Origin of the sequence: Pedobacter westerhofensis (assembly GCF_900182595.1) — a bacterium.
Lineage (GTDB): Bacteria > Bacteroidota > Bacteroidia > Sphingobacteriales > Sphingobacteriaceae > Pedobacter > Pedobacter westerhofensis.
This window is the reverse complement of the sequence record NZ_FXTN01000010.1, coordinates 136,580-154,676: the sequence shown is the minus strand read 5'-3', so window position 1 is coordinate 154,676 and position 18,097 is coordinate 136,580. Positions and strand designations below refer to the sequence as shown.

11 protein-coding genes are annotated in these 18,097 nt (G+C 46.7%); 4 read left to right on the top strand and 7 right to left on the bottom strand.

The window, feature by feature from the left end; genetic code table 11:
- Window positions 1-4: 4 nt before the first annotated feature.
- Window positions 5-751, top strand: coding sequence for a succinate dehydrogenase/fumarate reductase iron-sulfur subunit (locus FN831_RS19415; protein ID WP_142529856.1), 747 nt, complete (start codon window positions 5-7; stop codon window positions 749-751).
- A 439-nt stretch (window positions 752-1,190) separates the two neighbouring features.
- Here FN831_RS19415 and FN831_RS19410 read toward each other — a convergent pair whose 3' ends face one another.
- Window positions 1,191-4,049, bottom strand: a complete 2,859-nt coding sequence (locus tag FN831_RS19410) for a glycosyl hydrolase 115 family protein (RefSeq protein WP_142529855.1) — start codon at window positions 4,047-4,049, stop codon at window positions 1,191-1,193.
- 3 nt (window positions 4,050-4,052) lie between these two features.
- On the bottom strand, window positions 4,053-5,165 hold the full coding sequence (locus FN831_RS19405) for an endo-1,4-beta-xylanase (RefSeq protein ID WP_142529988.1): 1,113 nt from the start codon (window positions 5,163-5,165) through the stop codon (window positions 4,053-4,055).
- A 505-nt stretch (window positions 5,166-5,670) separates the two neighbouring features.
- Here FN831_RS19405 and FN831_RS19400 point away from each other — a divergent pair.
- The 3 genes from FN831_RS19400 to FN831_RS19390 are packed head-to-tail and all read left to right on the top strand — an operon-like array spanning window position 5,671 to window position 12,593.
- Window positions 5,671-8,832, top strand: coding sequence for a SusC/RagA family TonB-linked outer membrane protein (locus FN831_RS19400; protein WP_142529854.1), 3,162 nt, complete (start codon window positions 5,671-5,673; stop codon window positions 8,830-8,832).
- A gap of 17 nt (window positions 8,833-8,849) precedes the next feature.
- Entirely contained in the window at window positions 8,850-10,604 is a 1,755-nt protein-coding gene (locus tag FN831_RS19395) for a RagB/SusD family nutrient uptake outer membrane protein (protein ID WP_142529853.1), read from the top strand.
- 9 nt (window positions 10,605-10,613) lie between these two features.
- Window positions 10,614-12,593, top strand: a complete 1,980-nt coding sequence (locus FN831_RS19390; RefSeq protein WP_142529852.1) for a sialate O-acetylesterase — start codon at window positions 10,614-10,616, stop codon at window positions 12,591-12,593.
- A 68-nt stretch (window positions 12,594-12,661) separates the two neighbouring features.
- Here the strand turns inward: FN831_RS19390 and FN831_RS19385 are convergent, their stop codons facing one another.
- From FN831_RS19385 to FN831_RS19370, 5 genes are all read right to left on the bottom strand, one after another.
- Window positions 12,662-13,228 (bottom strand): GNAT family N-acetyltransferase, encoded by a 567-nt coding sequence (locus tag FN831_RS19385; protein WP_142529851.1) that lies wholly within the window; start codon window positions 13,226-13,228, stop codon window positions 12,662-12,664.
- Entirely contained in the window at window positions 13,225-13,386 is a 162-nt protein-coding gene (locus tag FN831_RS27775; protein ID WP_185960545.1) for a hypothetical protein, read from the bottom strand. Before FN831_RS27775 ends, FN831_RS19385 begins: the two co-directional genes overlap by 4 nt.
- 151 nt (window positions 13,387-13,537) lie before the next feature.
- Window positions 13,538-15,226 carry a sodium/sugar symporter gene (locus FN831_RS19380; protein ID WP_142529850.1) on the bottom strand — a complete coding sequence of 563 codons (1,689 nt, stop codon included), beginning with the start codon at window positions 15,224-15,226 and terminating at the stop codon, window positions 13,538-13,540.
- Between the two features lie 11 nt (window positions 15,227-15,237).
- Window positions 15,238-16,569 carry a xylose isomerase gene (gene xylA / locus FN831_RS19375; protein WP_142529849.1) on the bottom strand — a complete coding sequence of 444 codons (1,332 nt, stop codon included), beginning with the start codon at window positions 16,567-16,569 and terminating at the stop codon, window positions 15,238-15,240.
- Between the two features lie 5 nt (window positions 16,570-16,574).
- Window positions 16,575-18,059: a xylulokinase gene (locus FN831_RS19370; protein ID WP_142529848.1), complete on the bottom strand. Its 1,485-nt coding sequence runs from the start codon at window positions 18,057-18,059 to the stop codon at window positions 16,575-16,577.
- Window positions 18,060-18,097 lie beyond the last annotated feature (38 nt).

The following is an 18,097-nucleotide window of genomic DNA, read 5'->3' as shown; positions in this document are numbered from 1 at the left end:
AACCATGAAGATACATCTCAAAATATGGCGTCAGAAAGACGTTTTGGCCGAAGGGCAACTGGTAGATTATGATCTGGACGAAGTAGACCAGCATATGTCTTTCCTTGAAATGATGGATACGCTGAATGAACAGCTGATCCTGAAAGGAGAATTTCCTGTAGAGTTTGACCACGACTGCCGCGAGGGGATCTGCGGAGCCTGTGGGATGATGATCAATGGGCAGGCACATGGCCCGGTGGCGGGATTAACAGCCTGCCAGCTCCATATGCGGGAGTTTGAGGACGGGGCTACAATTTATGTAGAGCCATTCAGGGCCCGGGCTTTCCCGGTTAAGCGGGACCTGAAAATTGACCGTTCTGCATTTGACCGGATTATCCGCTCGGGCGGCTTCATCTCTGCAAATACCGGACAGCCTGCAGAAGCAAATACTTTGCTGATCACACATGAGGACGCAGAGTCTGCTTTTGACTCCGCGGCATGTATTGGCTGTGGCGCATGTGTGGCCACCTGTAAAAATTCAAGCGCTGCACTGTTTACTTCTGCGAAGATCTCTCATCTTGCAAAAATGCCGCAGGGTAAAAAGGAAGCTGCCAAAAGAGTGTTAACGATGGTAGCCAGAATGGATGCCGAGGGCTTTGGTCATTGCAGCAACACCGAAGCCTGTGAAGTGAAATGCCCGCAGGGAATATCAGTATTGAATATTGCCAGGATGAACTGGGAGCATACCAAAGCGGCCTTGTTAAAAGATTAAATATAATTTATCAGGTTGTAGCGTTTTGATGAATACCTGCGTTTTATGATCAGGTTAGGATTCAGAATCGTTGCATACGACTTATGGATATGCTTTATTCCTTTGGTGTGTTTTGTTATTGTCCTCTGTTAATGTGGTGTTTAAGGAGGACGGGGATACAGCCTATGTATAGAATGTATAATGAGGATTCTGAATAAATAGGTTAAATAATTTGTCACACACAAATGAGTGCAAAGGCCCCTCAGTTTACGGACTGAGGGGCTTTGTTCTTAACTATAGCTATTGCAACTGAGTTTACCCAAAAGGGGCTTGTTCTAAACTGTGGTTAGCACGTGTTAGAATACAGCGGGGTACAAGCTTCTGAACACGAGGCATTGCGTTACCATCAGGTTGAAACTGGAGGTTGATTTGATAGGCAAAGGCTAGCATAAGATGTCTTCTATTTCAGCATGGGACTTTCCGGTGGCCCAAGGTAGCTGTACGGGATTTTCTTTGTTTCTATGACAATCTTTTGCAATACTACTCCCGGACTGACCATCCAGAATTTTAAGGTATGTGTCCCGGCACCTTTAACCGGGTGTGCGGATTTTAGGATTTTAATGTTCTCTGCTACATCAGTAGCCCAGCTTCTATCTTTCACTTCATTGATATTGATCAGCTGAGGTTTTTCATCATCAATCGAAATCGCATAAAACAATCCTTTGGTATTGGTAAAATCAAGTGTCGGCGACAGGTAAGTGCTGATATTTATGGTGTCTGCCTTGTTGATATTGATTGTATATTCTAACCTGGGGCTATCCTTATCGATTTTACGCATAGCCGCCGTTACTGGCCAGGCGGTTACTGCGCTCCCAGTTCTGCCATGATCAGGCAGTATTTTCCAGCTTACATCCTGATCAGCAACCGCTCTGGTAAAATGTTCCGCAGCAATAGAGATATACCCGTTTTCTTCCAGAAATCCTTTTATGCCTTTTGCTGAGGTGTTGGATACCCTGGCCATAACGGTCACGTTTTCTCCGTTTTCTGCTGTAATGACAATAGGGACGGCAGATGTACCTTTGGGGGCTTTAGAGAAATCTGCTCTCACCAGTAATCTTTCCTGTGCAGTGATTAATCCTTTGGGCTTGCTCACTGTTAACCAGCTTTTTGCAGACACAGCCGTATACCGGAATGCTTTTTTGCCCCTGTTAAAAATTTCTATATAGCTGGATGCCGTATCCTGCCGGTATAAAACAGGAAGCAGGAGAGCTTGCGCTCTTTGAGGGAACCAGTCTTCAGATCCTGCTACAGCTACGCCCATTGCTGCTGTTTCCGGAAGAACGATCTCTGTGGTTTGGGGCATTTTATTGCTTTCGGGCTGTTGCCAGTACGTGTAACCGATATGGGTTTGGTCCATCATGTGGTTCCATTTGCCGCCTGACAGTTTGGTATTGTAGTAATCTGTGATGGCCTGGTCATTTGCGTATAAGCGCTTTGCTTTGGCAGCAAGCAGGTTGGTGGCAGATCTTCCCTGGCTGGCATACAGTTTGTTTTGCGCCACAGCATAATACAGCCTGTTCAGATTGGCATAGGCCAGTACCGGGTGTAAGACCAGCTGGTAATAGGCATCTCTGGCATTGGCCGGTATCAATTTGGATATTGCCGCAGCATCTGCTTCAAGTTGGTTGTATGCAGTGATCACATGTTCAAATTCTTTATAGTTGATGAGGCTGTAGGTATGTTCATCCAGCAATTCTGGCTTCCTCGATGAGCTATATTTTAAATACCTGGAAAGGATGGATGCAATCTGTCTGGCATGGGTTTTACCAAATTGCTTTTCTGCCCAGCGTACCGTGTAATCCTCCAGTTTGTCCGCAGGCCATTTTTCTGGTGCCCAGGCGTAGTCAAGAAAAAATTCAATAGGAAACTCCATTGGCTTCAGATCGCCTACGTTGACAATCCAGATCTGTTTTGCACCATACTCATAGGCCAGGTTCATTTGTTCCTGTATCCTTGGGAGCGGGTTGGTATTGAGCCATTTGTAATTTCTTGGATCGCCCACATAGTCGAAATGATAGTAAATCCCATATCCCCCTGTTCTGGGCTTATCTGTCAGTTTGGGCAGTTTTCTGATATTTCCCCAGTTATCATCGCATAAGAGCAGGGTAATATCATCCGGTACCCGCATTCCCTTGTCGTAGTATTCCTGTACCTCTTTGTACAGCGCCCAGAGCTGCGGTGTAGCGGTAATATCTTTTTTGGTGACCTCTGCAATGATCTGCCGCTGGTCTTTCACGATCTTTTCCAGCAGGGCGATGTTGCTGCCTTCAGACATAGGCTCATCACCGTCACCCCTCATGCCTACGGTGACGATACTTTCGTTCTGGCCCATTCTGCGGATCCCCGTTTCCCAAAAGGATTTTAAGGATGCGGCATTGCTGCTGTAATTCCATGCGCCCTTGTTGCCATATCTTCGCCATTCGTCATGCGCCCGCATCAGCGGCTCGTGATGAGAGCTGCCAATCACCACGCCATATTCATCGGCCAGCGGTGCATTCATCGGATCATCATCATAAAAGGCGTTTCCCCACATGGCTGGCCACAGGTAATTTCCTTTGAGCCTGAGGATCAGCTCAAAAACGTGGGCGTAAAACTGATGGTTAAAGCCACCGAATTTCTCTTTTGTCCAGCCGGAAAGTGCAGGGGCTTCATCATTCAGGAATATTCCCCGGTATTTAACCGCAGGGCTTCCTAAGGTATGTTCCCCGGGAAGGATATATAGTTCTTTTTGTTTGACCACCGGGACATCGGCCCACCAGTACCATGGAGATATACCTATTTTTGAGGAGAGGTCATAAATGCCAAAGATTGTTCCCCGTTTATCACTTCCGGCAATGACCAGTGCCTGGTCTATTCCGGCTGAAGGATGATCTACGGTTTGAATGATAAAGCTTTCCCATTTGCCTGTGATAGTGCTGACAGAAAGTTTTTTGTCTTTTACCAGCTGGTCAATCTCCGGGCTTTTGCCCAGGGTGCCGATGATCACTACTGTTCTTGTTTTTGCCATACCTGCAGTGAGCAGGAGGCCCGCTTCGCCGCTGACCATTTTCAGGTCTGCCTGCAGGTTTTTCGCCGCAAGGATTACGCCCGGAAAATCCTGTTTGCTTACCTGCAAAGAGGTTTGCCTGCCTTCGCCGGCAAGCTGAAAATAACCTTTTCCACCTTTTGATGAAACATAGGAATGGTCATCTGCAGCCAGGAGCTGCGAACTGTTGCCGAGCAGCAGGAATACAGTACAAATTAGAAATGATGTTTTCATAGTTTAAAAATTTACAACCTTATCATAAGCCATTTTTGGCTGCAGCTGCCGGTTAAATAAAAGCGGGTAATTTTTGCGCCCCTGCACCGGATATTCGTCAAGCCAGCTATGCCGGTCAGACACGTTCCAAAAAGTAACGCCAGTGATCACATTGCGGTGTGCACGTAGTATTTTGAATATTTCTGCATATTTTTCCGCCTGCTTTTTCTCCATCTGCGGACTAAAAGCTGCCGACTCGCCCGGTCGCAGGGCCCTCTTTTCCTTTTCCCATGGGTATACAGAAATATCCATTTCAGTGATCTGCACTTTTAATCCCAGAGAGGCATATTTTTCAATCGCTGCGCTGAGCTCTGCCGCAGCCGGTTCAAAAAGCGACCAGTGTCCCTGAAGCCCTACGCCATGTACAGGAACACCTGCATCCTTCAGCTTTTTTAATAATCTGAAGATCCTGTCGCGCTTCTCTGGTCTTTCGGTATTGTAGTCGTTGTAGAAAAGCAGGGCATTGGGATCTGCCTCATGCGCATATTCAAAAGCTTTGGATATAAAATCTTCCCCGCAGATCTGGTACCAGGGCGAATTGCGGAGGAACCTGGCGGGATCGTCATCAATAGCTTCATTGACTACGTCCCAGGCGTAGATTTTTCCTTTATACCGTTGCACTACGGTGAATATATGCGATTTAAGCCGCTGCAGCAGCACTTCTTTTGTTACCTGCTTCCCGTCTTTGCCTTTGAACATCCAGGCAGGAACCTGCTCATGCCAGCACAGGTTATGTCCGCGGATCCTGATTTTGTTTGCTGCAGCAATGCTGACGATTGAATCTGCATCCTTCCAGGAATACCTGTCCTCTGCGGGATGGATCACTGACATTTTCATTGCATTCTCCGGGGTGATACTGTTAAACTGATTTTTGATCAGCGCCCCCTCATCGCCCGACAGGGATTTTGGGGATACCGCAACGCCCATGTAAAAGAAGGACTGATAATAATCCTTTAAGCCCTTGCTCTCCTGCCGGTGGTGCTGCGCCGGTTTAGTCGGCAGGACGGAGTAATTGCCCTGCAGCAGGAAACTGGTGCATACGGTTGCCACTACTGCTGCAGTCAGCTGTAAAATCATTGATTGTAATGCTCGGTTTATCTTCATCTTTGCTAAGATAATGCAATCGATTTCAACTAAACGAAGCTGTTCGTACGAAGTTGATTGATCAGTTACAGTGTTTATAATTTGGTTATCTGCCGGATTTACCGGGTTATTAATTTTAGTATTGGCTGCTCATAATTGCCTGTAGGATAATATTTATCCCTTATTAACGGACATCACAGCAAATATCTTTTTGTCTTTTCATCTGCCCGCCTTTTCAAAGGGCTCTGTCAATTAAAAAATAAATTTATGAAAATAAATTACAATCGATTGCAATATTCAAAATTCTTTCTACATTTATCGCCGTAACCAAATATATCATCCTGTGCTTCAATGAGACCCAATGATATTTTTCTAAATCATGCTACAAACGGAGATGTATCTGTAAATAATTATTTGTTATCAAATTTTATAAGAAATGAGAACACCTGAATAGTTTTTGCCCGCTTAAAAAAAATACACCAAATATTAAACTTTTGTTATGGAAAAAATCAAACTCAAAAAGTTGTATCATGCAATAGGTATCCTGTTGCTATCTGCTTTGCTCCCGGCAAATGTATTTGCCCAGAATTCTACCCTGAGGGGTAAAGTCAGCGATGAGAAGGGGGCGCCGCTTCCGGGTGCCATCGTAAGAATCAAATCCGGGAAGGCAAGTACTTCTTCAGACAGCAATGGCAATTTCTCCTTAAATGTTCCGGGGCCAGAAGCAACGCTTGTTATTTCGTATATCGGCTATACCCCAAAAGAAGTACAGGCCAGGGCCGCACAGGCAGTGAGTGTTTTCCTGCTGCCGGAATCGGGCAACCTCAATGAGGTTGTGGTAGTGGGCTATGGTACACAGCGCAAGCAGGACGTTACCGGTGCCGTAGCCTCGATCAGCGGGGCCGCTCTGGCAGAAATACCGGCAACCAACGTGGTTAACCAGCTGCAGGGACGCCTGGCCGGGGTAGATATCCAGGCAAGTGGTACACAACCGGGGGCTGCGGGGCAGATCCGTGTGCGTGGCGAACGCTCTCTGGGCGCTACCGGTACTGCTGCCAATGCGCAGAACGGGCCGTTGATTGTACTTGACGGAATTCCATTTATCGGGGGCAGTATCAATGATATCAACCCTGACGATGTGAATACGCTTGATGTATTAAAGGATGCGTCTGCTACGGCCATTTACGGTTCCAGAGGTGCCAGCGGTGTAATTATTATTACCACCAAACGTGGAAAATCAGGAAAGGCGTTGATCAGTTATAATGCCTATTATGGGATCAGCGACAGGACTTCAGAGTATAACTTTATGAACGGGCAGGAATATGCCGCCTTTAAGGAAAACGCAAAAGCATTAAACAGTGTTAACCCAGGTACAAGTGCCTACAACCTTACAGCTGCAGAAACTGCCGGCCTGGCCAATGGTACCAATACCAACTGGCAGGATATCATCTTTAGAACAGGTTATGTGAACAACCAGAACCTGAGTATATCCGGCGGCAACGAATCCACCCAGTTTTCACTAAGCGCCGGTTACCGTAAGGAGCAGGGCATAGTTTACGGACAGGACTTTACACGCTACAGCTTAAGGGCTACGCTTGACCATCAGGTGAGCGAGCGGGTAAAAATAGGGGGGTCACTGGCGCCTAACCTGGCGGTTACAAATGGTGCCGACCGGTTCCCGGTAGGCGGGGTAATCCGCCTGAGCCCTTTGGTATCACCGTATAACGCTGACGGGTCCATCAACCTGTTCCCGCTTGCGGGCTCTGTAGATGCTGCCACAGTAAACCCCTTAACCATTAAGGACAAGGAAACGAATACCAACCAGAACAGACGGTTAAGTTCTGTAAACACGCTGTATGCCGAGGTAAAGATTATGGACGGCCTGAAATACCGCGCCAATGCGGGATTGAGCTATTACTCTGGTAATGGTGGTGCCTACAGCGGGCCAAATACTTTTTATAATCAGGCCACATCCTATACCCAGGCCAGCGAGGCTGTAAACTCCAGTGAAAATTACACCTATACCTTTGAAAACCTGCTGACCTATGATAAAACGTTTAAGGAAAAGCACCATGTAACTTTTACCGGTTTATACAGTATTGAGCGTGACCATTTCCAGAACAACAGCTTTAACGGGGTGGGCATACCGGCAGATTATATCCAAAACTACAATTTACAGCAGGCCGCCACGGTAAGTGCCGGTCCGGGAGGATATTCTGAAACCAGGCTGATCTCTTACATGGCCCGGCTTAACTATGTATTTGACGGTAAATATTCTATTACTGCAACCATCAGGGACGATGGCTCTTCTGTATTCCCTACTAAAAAATACTATGTTTATCCTGCATTTGGTGCAGCATGGAATATCGACCGTGAAAGCTTTTTCAGCGGGATAAAAAATGTGGTTTCTGCTTTAAAACTGAGGGGAGGATACGGCAAAACATCTAACCAGTCGGTAAATGCCTATTCATCCGCAGGGAACCTCTCCAGTAATTTCTACAACTTTGGCCCTATCGGCAGTGCCGGTTCTGCCGCCAACGGATATTTATTGAGCAACCTGGCTAACCAGAACCTGACCTGGGAGTTTACGAAGCAGCTGGACATTGGTTTAGACTTTGCATTGTTCAATAACCGTATTACAGGTACTGTGGACGTGTACGACCAGAAGACAGACCATATCCTGCAGGTGGTAAACCTCCCATATACCAATGGTGCAACATCCTATACCGCAAATGAAGGTAAAACAAAAGGCAGAGGGCTTGAAATTGCTTTGAGCTCTGCCAATATCAAAAGCCAGGACGGCTTTAACTGGTCTACGGATTTCAATATCTCCTTTAACAGGAGCGAGATCGTTGCGCTGCACGACGGCATACAGCAGGACCTGGGAAACAACTGGTTTGTTGGCCAGCCTTTCAATGTGATCTATGATGTGAAAAAGATTGGTATCTGGCAAACCAGCGAAGCTGCCCAGGCGGCCGTGTACGGGCAAAAACCGGGTCAGATCAAAGTGGAAGACCTGAACAGCGATGGTAAGATCAACGCCAGCGACCTGCAGATCATCGGTAATTTCCAGCCTGATTTTACGGGCGGTATTACCAACAGGTTTAGCTACAAGGGCATTGATCTTTCCTTTGTTGCTGATGCGCGTATCGGCCAGAAGATCCTGGCCCCGTACCTGTCTGCCGACGGCAGTGCACAGGGTTATCCCTTTTTCGGGAACAGTCGCGTAAACCAGTGGAAAGTGGATTACTGGACGCCCACTAATCCTACAAACGCATTTCCGGCCCCAGATGCTGCTAACGATAAGCAGATCTATGCCTCTACGCTGGCTGTGCGTGATGGCTCTTTTGTGAAAATGCGAAGCATCAACCTTGGATATACTTTCAAATCAGAAATGCTGAAAGGATCGGGACTAAGCTCGCTAAGGGTTTATGCCACCTGTTTTAATCCCTTTATTATTTATTCGCCACTGGTTAAAAGTGGTTATGGGATTGATCCCGAAGGAAATGCGACAGGGGGCGCAGTCTCTTCAACTGTTGCCGGTACCACACCAACAGCAGGTGGGGGAACTGCTGGGACAACTACCAGTCGCGCGATCACTGCCAACTTAAATAATCCGCCAACACGTACCTACCAGTTAGGCGTAAGTGCAAGGTTTTAATTTTTAAAAGTACTCAGATGAAATTATACACTAAGATTTCTATAATCATAGCAGCAACAGCCACACTCAGTGCAGGCGGCTGTAAAAAAAGTTTTTTGGATGAAAACCAGAAGACACAGTTAACACAGCAGTCTTTTGGTACACCTGTTGGATTGATTGGCAGCATCACCGGGGTATACGGATCATTGCGGGGGCTCTGGGGTACCGAGGGCTTTACCAATCAGCTGGTGGCCGGTACGGACGAGACCCTTGCAGGAGGAAGTACCAGCAATATCGGGCTGTTTACTTATGCAAATATTGGCCTGGACGATTTCAGGTATATTGTGCAAAATGCCTATACGGATATCAATACGCTTAACGGGGTAATCGCCAATGCGGAGGTATTTACTGATCCTGTACAGCGTACGCAGTATATTGCACAGGCTAAGTTCCTTCGCGGGATGCTGTACTATTACATGGTGGTGAATTTTGGAGAAATGCCGCTTCATGTGAGTTTGATTGTAAACCCTACAACTTCAGATTCCCGTGCCCCTCTTGCTGATCTGTATGCGCAGATGATCAGGGATTTTTCCGAATCGTCCAAAGAACTGCAGGTAAAGCCCGGGCAACCCTTTGGAGGAAAGGCAGCTACCCAGGCTACAGCATTGTACTTCCTGGGGAAAACATACCTGACCAGGGGATGGTCTAAAGCTGCACAGACCGGCGATTTTGCTACGGCGGCAACAACCTTTCAGGGTTTGATTGATAACCGGGCAACATACGGGGTTGACCTGTGGCAGGATTTTGCAGATGCCTTCAGGCCGGCAAATGACTATGGTAAGGAAACGCTGTTTGTGATTGATGAAAGCAGTGATACAAAATATGGAAATTACGCGCCGGGAGGCTCCGGGGGGAATTATAACGTGACAAATTATCTGTTCCGTCCTAACTACCCGTCAATTACTGCAAACTACCCAACCGCTACAGGATCGGCGGTGATGACGCGTGACATCCCTAACGGAAGGCCCTTTATCAGGATCAGGCCAAACACAGACTACATGCTGCGCGTATTTGCAGAAAGGGTAAACGACAGCAGGTTTGATAAAACTTTTCAGACTACCTGGATTGCGAATACTGCCGGTGTAAGTACGCCCAGAGGAGCCTTAACTGTAGGTGTGGACACTGCGATCTGGACACCGCCTTTTGATCCCGGCGCTGCAAAAAGGGCATCCTTTAAAGGGGTGATCCTGTTGCCGCCATCGGTAGCCGCGGGGACTTCAGCGAATCCCTATACCCCGGTGGTTTTCCCTTCTATGAAAAAATATGATGATCCGAACAGGGCAGCGGTAAACGATCCTTCTACCCGTCCATTTGTACTGGCGAGGTTTGCTGATGTTTACCTGCTGGCAGCCGAAGCCTTGTTCAAAGCCGGAGACCTGCAGAAATCTGCAGACATGCTGAACGTGATCAGGACAAGGGCAGCGTTTAAAACGACAAATACAGCTGCGCAGAATACAGCAGCAATAGCGGCGATACAGGTGCTGCCTGCGCAGGTAACGCTTGATTTTATTCTGGATGAACGCTCCCGGGAAACATATGAAGAATGTACCCGCTGGTGGGATCTTACCCGTACACAGTCGCTCAGCCGCAGGTTACAGCTGTACAATTCAGAAGCTTATCCGGGTTATTCCAAAACCAGTCCGGCTGATGCATATGCGTTGCGCCCGATACCACTGTCGCTGATCAATCTGGTCACTACAGGACCGGCTCTGCCGCAAAATCCCGGATATTAGACTCAGGTAATGAAATATAAGAAAAGCTCTTTCGTAATTGTGCTTTTTGGCGGACTATTGCTCGCCGGGCAGCTCAGCCTGGCCCAGGTCCGGCTCCCTCAGCTCATCGCTGATGGAATGGTACTGCAGCGCGATGCCCGTCTCAAAATATGGGGCTGGGCATCCGCCGGCGAAAAGATCAGTATTCAGTTTAGGGGCAAAAGTTATAAAACTATAACTGGTGCTGATGGCAAATGGATGCTTACGCTGCCTGCTATGAAAGCCGGTGGCCCCTATACGATGGATATCCGCGCCAGCAATCATTTGATGCTGCATGATATTTTAATTGGGGATGTCTGGTTTTGTGCGGGACAATCCAATATGGTGATTAACATGGAGCGGGTAAAAGAGCGTTATCCGGAGGATATCAGGACAGCGGAATACCCGCAGATCCGTAACTTTTTTGTCCCCACTGCAGCTGATGTCACCCGTTTGCATGATGATCTTCCGCCTGGAAAGTGGATGGCTGCAACACCTGCAAATGTGCTGGGCTTCGGAGCAGCCTCTTATTTTTTTGCCAGAAAAATCTATCTGCAATTCCATGTGCCCATCGGAATTATTAATTCCAGTGTTGGCGGAACGCCTGTTGAAGCCTGGACCAGTGCAGAAAAATTAAAACAATTTCCTGAGTATACAGAAAGACTGAAGAACTTTCAGGACAGCGCTTATATAAGGAGGGTAATGTCTGCCTCCTTTGAGAAAGCTAGTGTCGCAACTGGAAAAGGGCCAAAGAATGGACCTGAAGAAAATCCGGATGCGGGTATGAATGGCCCAATAAGATGGTACAATCCCGAATATGTACCTGAGCAGGGCTGGCATCACTTCTGGCTGCCTGGATATTGGGCAGATCAGGGGGTTCGCGGATTAAACGGGGTGCTCTGGTTTCGTAAAGAGATAAATCTGCCGGCCGGTGTATCGGGATCGGGTGCCAGATTATTTTTGGGCCGTATTGTGGATGTAGATGTCGTCTATATCAACGGGATTTTTGTAGGTTCTACATCTTACCAGTATCCTCCCAGAAGGTACATAGTTCCGGTTGGAGTATTAAAGCCGGGCCGGAATATTATCGTGGTAAGAGTGGTAAACAATACAGGAAAAGGGGGTTTTGTGCCTGATAAGAATTACCAGTTGATTGCAGGGGAGACCGTGGTAGACCTTAGGGGCGACTGGCAGTATAAAGTAGGGCAGGTATTTGACCCTTCAAAAAATCCGCCGCCAAGTACGCGCCTGGTTATGCAGAATGAACCTTCAGGCTTGTATAATACCATGGTGGTGCCTGTAACTAATTTTGCTGTAAAAGGAGTGCTTTGGTATCAGGGCGAAGCCAATACATTTAATCCCGCTGCATATCGCTATCTATTGCCTGCACTTATTGCAGACTGGCGTAAACAATGGCATCAGCCTGATCTGCCTTTTCTGTATGCACAGCTCCCCAATTTTATGGAAGTACAATACTTGCCCTCAGAAAGCCAATGGGCAGAATTGCGGCAGGCACAATTGAAGACGTTATCTGTACCTCATACTGGTATGAGTGTGAATATTGATGCGGGGGAATGGAACGATATACATCCACTAAATAAAAAAGATGTGGGAGAGCGACTGGCGCTGCTCGCGCAGAAGATTGCCTATGCTGATCAAAAGATTGTCTCTTCCGGCCCTTTGTATCAATCGGCCGTTGTGGAGGAAAACCTGATCACGATCTCTTTCAGTAATACAGGCAGTGGCCTTTTTGCTAAAGGAGGAGGGGAGCTGATGCAGTTTGCCGTCGCCGGTGCTGATCGAAAATTTGTATGGGCACATGCCAGGATACAAGGGGATCAGGTTAAAGTCTGGAGCGAGGATATCAAACAGCCTTTGTATGTTAGATACGCCTGGGCAGATAATCCGGAGGGGGCTAATCTTTATAATAAAGAAGGGCTTCCGGCATCGCCGTTTTCAACTGAAGATTAATATGTGCAAGATGTTGGTTCTGGGGTAGTTCAACTTTGCGCTTATTCCCAATAATGAATAAATAAAACTTACGATCGATGTTTTAATTTAAGCAAATCATAATACATGACTCTTGTCTTACTATTTTCATCGGTCTCTAATAGAAATTCAAATTCATTACGGTTGTAGTATTTAATCTGCTTAAATTGGTTCACAGCATCTAATGTCAGTAATCTGCATGCGGGTTTATGATCAACAGGAACCCACCTTTTGATGAAATCCATTAGCTGGTAGGCTAAACCAGTACCGTGTAGTCCTTTGTGCACCCCCAGTCTTCCAACTTTTATTGAAGGATAGTTGCGCATTCGCTTAGAATTTGGAATTTTGATAGTACGATGCAACCTGTTCCATACAAAATTATCAAAACCATTCTCTTCTCCTGTACTTTTAACGCAATCGTTTGATACCGAAAAATATGCCCATATATTTTCCTTTAAATCTGTAAATATATAGGTGCTCGCCAAGAGCTGATTTTGATAATTCAGCGCATCCTCTCTCAGAAAATCCGTTATATCTGCCTGATCGCAATCAAATGAAGCAACCTTCGAATTTTCCGAAATGGCATTCAAAGTAAAGTCTAATAGCTCTAATTTCATTTAAGTTTGCTGTTCGCCAAAACTTTCCTTACTAAGTCATCCATGCGTTCTATTTCTTTTTTAGGTACTTTTTTATTTTCATTTGCCTCAAGTTCTTTAGTGAATTTTTCCCATTCAGCATTATTGAGAGACGGAGTTGGTGTTAATGGGTATGCCATAATATTGAGATTTGTTTATGCAATATTAAGTATTTATTGATTTAAAAGAAGATTTTATTTAAATTAATATCATAATTAACCTGGAATAGTGTTCTGATAAAAAAAATCCCCTTGCGTGAACAAGGGGATTAAAGATTTTAGACTTCTGTACTTACCAGAATATCGTATATAGCGCAACGATCACACCCATGATCAGCAAGGCGCCAACCATAAAACCTGGTGTGGTTTTAAACATGCCCCTATCGATCTCCAGACCTTTAGGGTTAACGCCATTCCTGTTCTCAAATAGGCTAATGATATACATGGCAACAATACAGATCACAAATACAAAACCCATCCTGTCCAAGAAAGGAATCTCGTACAGCATGCTGCCGTCTTTCTGCTCCACCAACTTAGAGAAACCCATTGGGTTTAACCATTGCAGGTTTGCAAAGGATGGCAATACCTTAAAGCCTACAGACATCAGGAAACCTCCGATGGTGGCAAACAATGCTGCATTGGAAGTTGTCCTTTTCCAGAAGAAACCAAGGATAAACATAGCGAAGATACCCGGCGATACAAATCCCGTGTACTCCTGGATAAACTGGAAACCTCCTTTTTTATCAATGCCCAGTTGAGGGGCAATGATAATTGCAAGGATCATTGCCACGATTACCGTAACCCTGCCAATGATCACCTGTTTGTTCTCATCCGCATCTTTATTGATTACCTTTTTGTAAACATCCAATGTAAAGATGGTAGCGATACTGTTCGCTTTACCAGCCAGTGAGGCTACGATTGCTGCTGTTAATGCTGCAAAGGACAGACCTTTCAGACCAGCGGGCAGTAAGTTGAGCAGTACAGGATAGGCCGAATCAGCGTTCAGCGAGCCGTCCTTCATCATGTCCATCTGGAATGATCCTGCACCTTCCTTGTACAGTACATAGGCGGCAATCCCGGGTAAAACAACGATTACTGGCATCAGCAATTTCAGTGCAGCGGCAAATAACAGACCGCCCCTGGCAGTTTTTAAATCTGCGCCCAGTGCCCTTTGCGTGATGTACTGGTTACATCCCCAGTAGTTGAGGTTAACGATCCACATCCCGCCGATCAGCACCGATAATCCGGGCAAATCCATATAATGCGGGTTTTCTTTGTGAAAGATCATCTGGAAATGGTCAACAGCCTTTTCCTTGATCAGTCCTAGTCCGTTGAGGACACCTGTGGTGCCAAAGTGTGCGGATACCAGTTGTAAGGCCAGATATGTAGTAGCCAGTCCGCCAAGGATCAGGAAGAAAACCTGGATTACATCCGTATAGCCAATTACCTTCATCCCCCCAAGGGTGATGATTACGGCAAATATGGACAGGATGTACATACAGGCCGTAGTATTGATTCCGGAGATACTGTTAATAGCCAGTGCGCCCAGGTACAAAATGGAAGTCAGGTTTACCACCACATACAGCAGCAGCCAGAAGATGGCCATGATCATAGCCACCGTACTGTTATACCGCTGTCCCAGAAACTGTGGCATGGTGTAAATCTTGTTCTTGATATATACCGGGATAAAAAACGTTGCCACGATAATCAGCGTAGCCGCAGCCATCCACTCATAGGTAGCAATAGCCAGACCCATGGTAAAGCCTGAGCCGCTCATACCAATAAACTGCTCGGCAGAGATGTTGGAGGCAATCAGCGAGGCGCCAATGGCCCACCAGGTCAAGGAGTCCTTAGCCAGGAAGAAATCCTTGGAGTTTTCTGCCTGTGCCTGCTTTTTGCGGTAAACCGTCCAGCCGTAGAGCGCTACGACCAGGAAGTAGACGAGGAAAACGACATAGTCGTACGTACCTAATGAATGCATCTTCTGAGAGATTAAATATACCTGTTAACGATATTTTCCAGCAACTCCTGTCTTCCGCTCAGCGTTTCAGGCTCACCTTTTTCAATAGCATATGCAGTAAGGTCTTCGAGGCTGAGTTTACCACTTTCAAAGTCCTTGCCTGCGCCGCTGTCAAACGAGGCATATCTTTCTGTTCTTATCTTTTTATAGTCAGATTTCTGAAGGATGTTGTCCGCAATGATCAGGGCCCTTGCAAAAGTGTCCATCCCGCCAATATGTGCGTAGAACAAATCTGCCGCATCGGTAGAATTTCTTCTGATTTTTGCATCAAAGTTGATCCCTCCGCCCTGTAAGCCACCTGCTTCCAGAAAGATCAGCATTGTTTCTGCCAGTTCATTGATGTTATTCGGAAACTGGTCGGTATCCCATCCGTTCTGGTAATCACCTCTGTTGGCATCCATAGAACCCAGCAGCCCTGCATCTGCTGCTACCTGCACTTCATGCTGGAAGGTATGGCCGGCAAGCGTAGCGTGGTTAACTTCAAGATTCAGTTTAAAATCGTCCATCAGGTCGTACTGGCGCAGGAAGCTGATCACTGTTGCAGCATCATAATCGTACTGATGTTTGGATGGCTCGCATGGTTTAGGCTCGATTAAGAATGTGCCTTTAAACCCTTGTTTGCGTGCATAATCCTTAGAAGCGTGTAAGAACTTGGCCAGATGTTCCTGCTCACGTTTCATATTGGTATTGAGCAGGCTCATGTATCCTTCTCGGCCGCCCCAGAATACATAATTTTCTCCGCCAAGGGCGATTGTGGCATCAAGTGCAAACTTTACCTGTGCAGCACCGTGGGCAAGTACATGGAAATTAGGGTTCGTGGAGGCACCGTTCATATACCTGCGGTGAGAGAACAGGTTTGCCGTTCCCCATAACAGTTTTACGCCACTGGCTTCCTGTTTTTGTTTGGCATATTCAACCAGGGCCTGCAGGCGTCTTTCGTTATCTTTTACGTCGTTGGTATAATCTACCACATCCACATCGTGGAAGCAGTAAAAAGGGATGTTCATTTTGGTTAAAAATTCAAATGCTGCATCCATTTTATCCTTTGCTCTTTCTACAGCATCAGCTTTTTCGTTCCATGGATGGATGATGGTAGGCTCTCCGAAGGGATCGCCGCCGGTAGCTACAAATGAATGCCAGTAGGCACCGGCAAAACGCAGATGGTCTTTCAGGGTTTTACCTGCAACAATCCTGTTTTCATCATACCAGCGGAAAGCCAGTGGGTTATCTGAATCTGCGCCTTCGAACTTTACCTGTCCGATTCCTTTGAAGAATTCTTTTTCTCCCGTAATTACATTTGCCATATTAATTAGTTTATATTGATTTGCTTGTTTAAAAGACCGAGCCATTCCTGGTATACAGGCTCATACGTTTCTGTTACCGTTGGTTCTACTACCTGAAGGCATCTGATATTGCTGAAAGCTTCGGCTGGTGCCGAAAAGGTTTTAGCGCCGATTCCCGAACCGAGGGCCGCCCCTACACTGCCGTCATTTTCATACAGTTCTACCGGAACACCTGTGCTGTTCACAAATGCCTGGAGGAAAAGCTCACTTAAAAAGAGGTTGGCTTTCCCCGCGCGGATCACGCTGGGGCTCATGCCGTTTGAGCGCATAATATCAAATCCGTAGCGGAATGCAAAAGCAATACCTTCCTGTACGCCGCGGAAAAGATGGGCCTGCGAATGCAGGTTTAGGTCTATATTTTGAAAGTGAACGCCTACAAGCCTGTTCTCAAGCATGCGCTCTGCGCCGTTTCCGAAGGGCAATACCCTTAATCCATCGGCGCCGATCTTTACCTTTTTTGCTTCGGCATTCATCGCCGCATAGCTCATGGATGACCCGAACAGGTTTTTTGTCCAGCGGTTAAGGCTCCCTGTCCCGTTGATGCACAGTAATACCCCGAGGCGTTTTTGCTCCTCGGCATAGTTTACATGTGCAAAGGTGTTTACGCGCGACTGATCATCAAATGTCAGCTGGTCGCTTACACCATAGATCACACCGGATGTTCCTGCGGTAGCAGCAACTTCGCCCGGTTCCAGTACATTTAATGACAGGGCATTGTTGGGCTGGTCGCCGGCTTTGTAAGTTACTGGTGTCCCTTCCTTTAAGCCCAGTTCGCCGGCAATGGCCGATGATACCCGGCCATGTTCAGAAAATACAGGTTTGATCTCCGGGATCAGCGACTCGCTGAAGCCGTAATAGCTCATCAGCTCTGCTGATAAACTGTTGGTTTGAAAATCCCAGAAAATACCTTCAGATAACGCAGAAATGCTGGTAGTGACCTGCGAGGTCAACTTCATTGCGATAAAATCTCCCGGAAGCATGACCTTATCAATCTTTGCGTATAACTCAGGTTCGTTTTGTTTTACCCAGGCCAGCTTGGAGGCGGTAAAATTGCCCGGTGAATTGAGGAGGTGCGATAAAGAAAACTCATGTCCCAGCGCATCGAAAGCCCCGTTTCCAAGATCTACCGCGCGGCTGTCGCACCAGATGATGCTGTCACGCAGCAGCTGCTGGTCTTTGTCTACCAATACCAAGCCATGCATCTGGTAGGCAATGCCGATAGAGGTAATGTCATGCGGGTTAAATTTTCCTGAAGCCTTACAGATGGTAAAAGCCTGTTGTACATGCTCCCACCACATTGCGGGCGACTGTTCTGCCCAGCCCGGATGTATGGCCGTGATCAGGCTTTCTTCTTCGGGAAATTGTGCGGAAGTGATTACCTGCTGCGTTTCTGAATCTACGACGGCCACTTTTATGGATGACGTTCCAATATCTATTCCTAGTAATAACATATATGTGTTTTGTTATTGCAATTGTTAAGTTTATACCC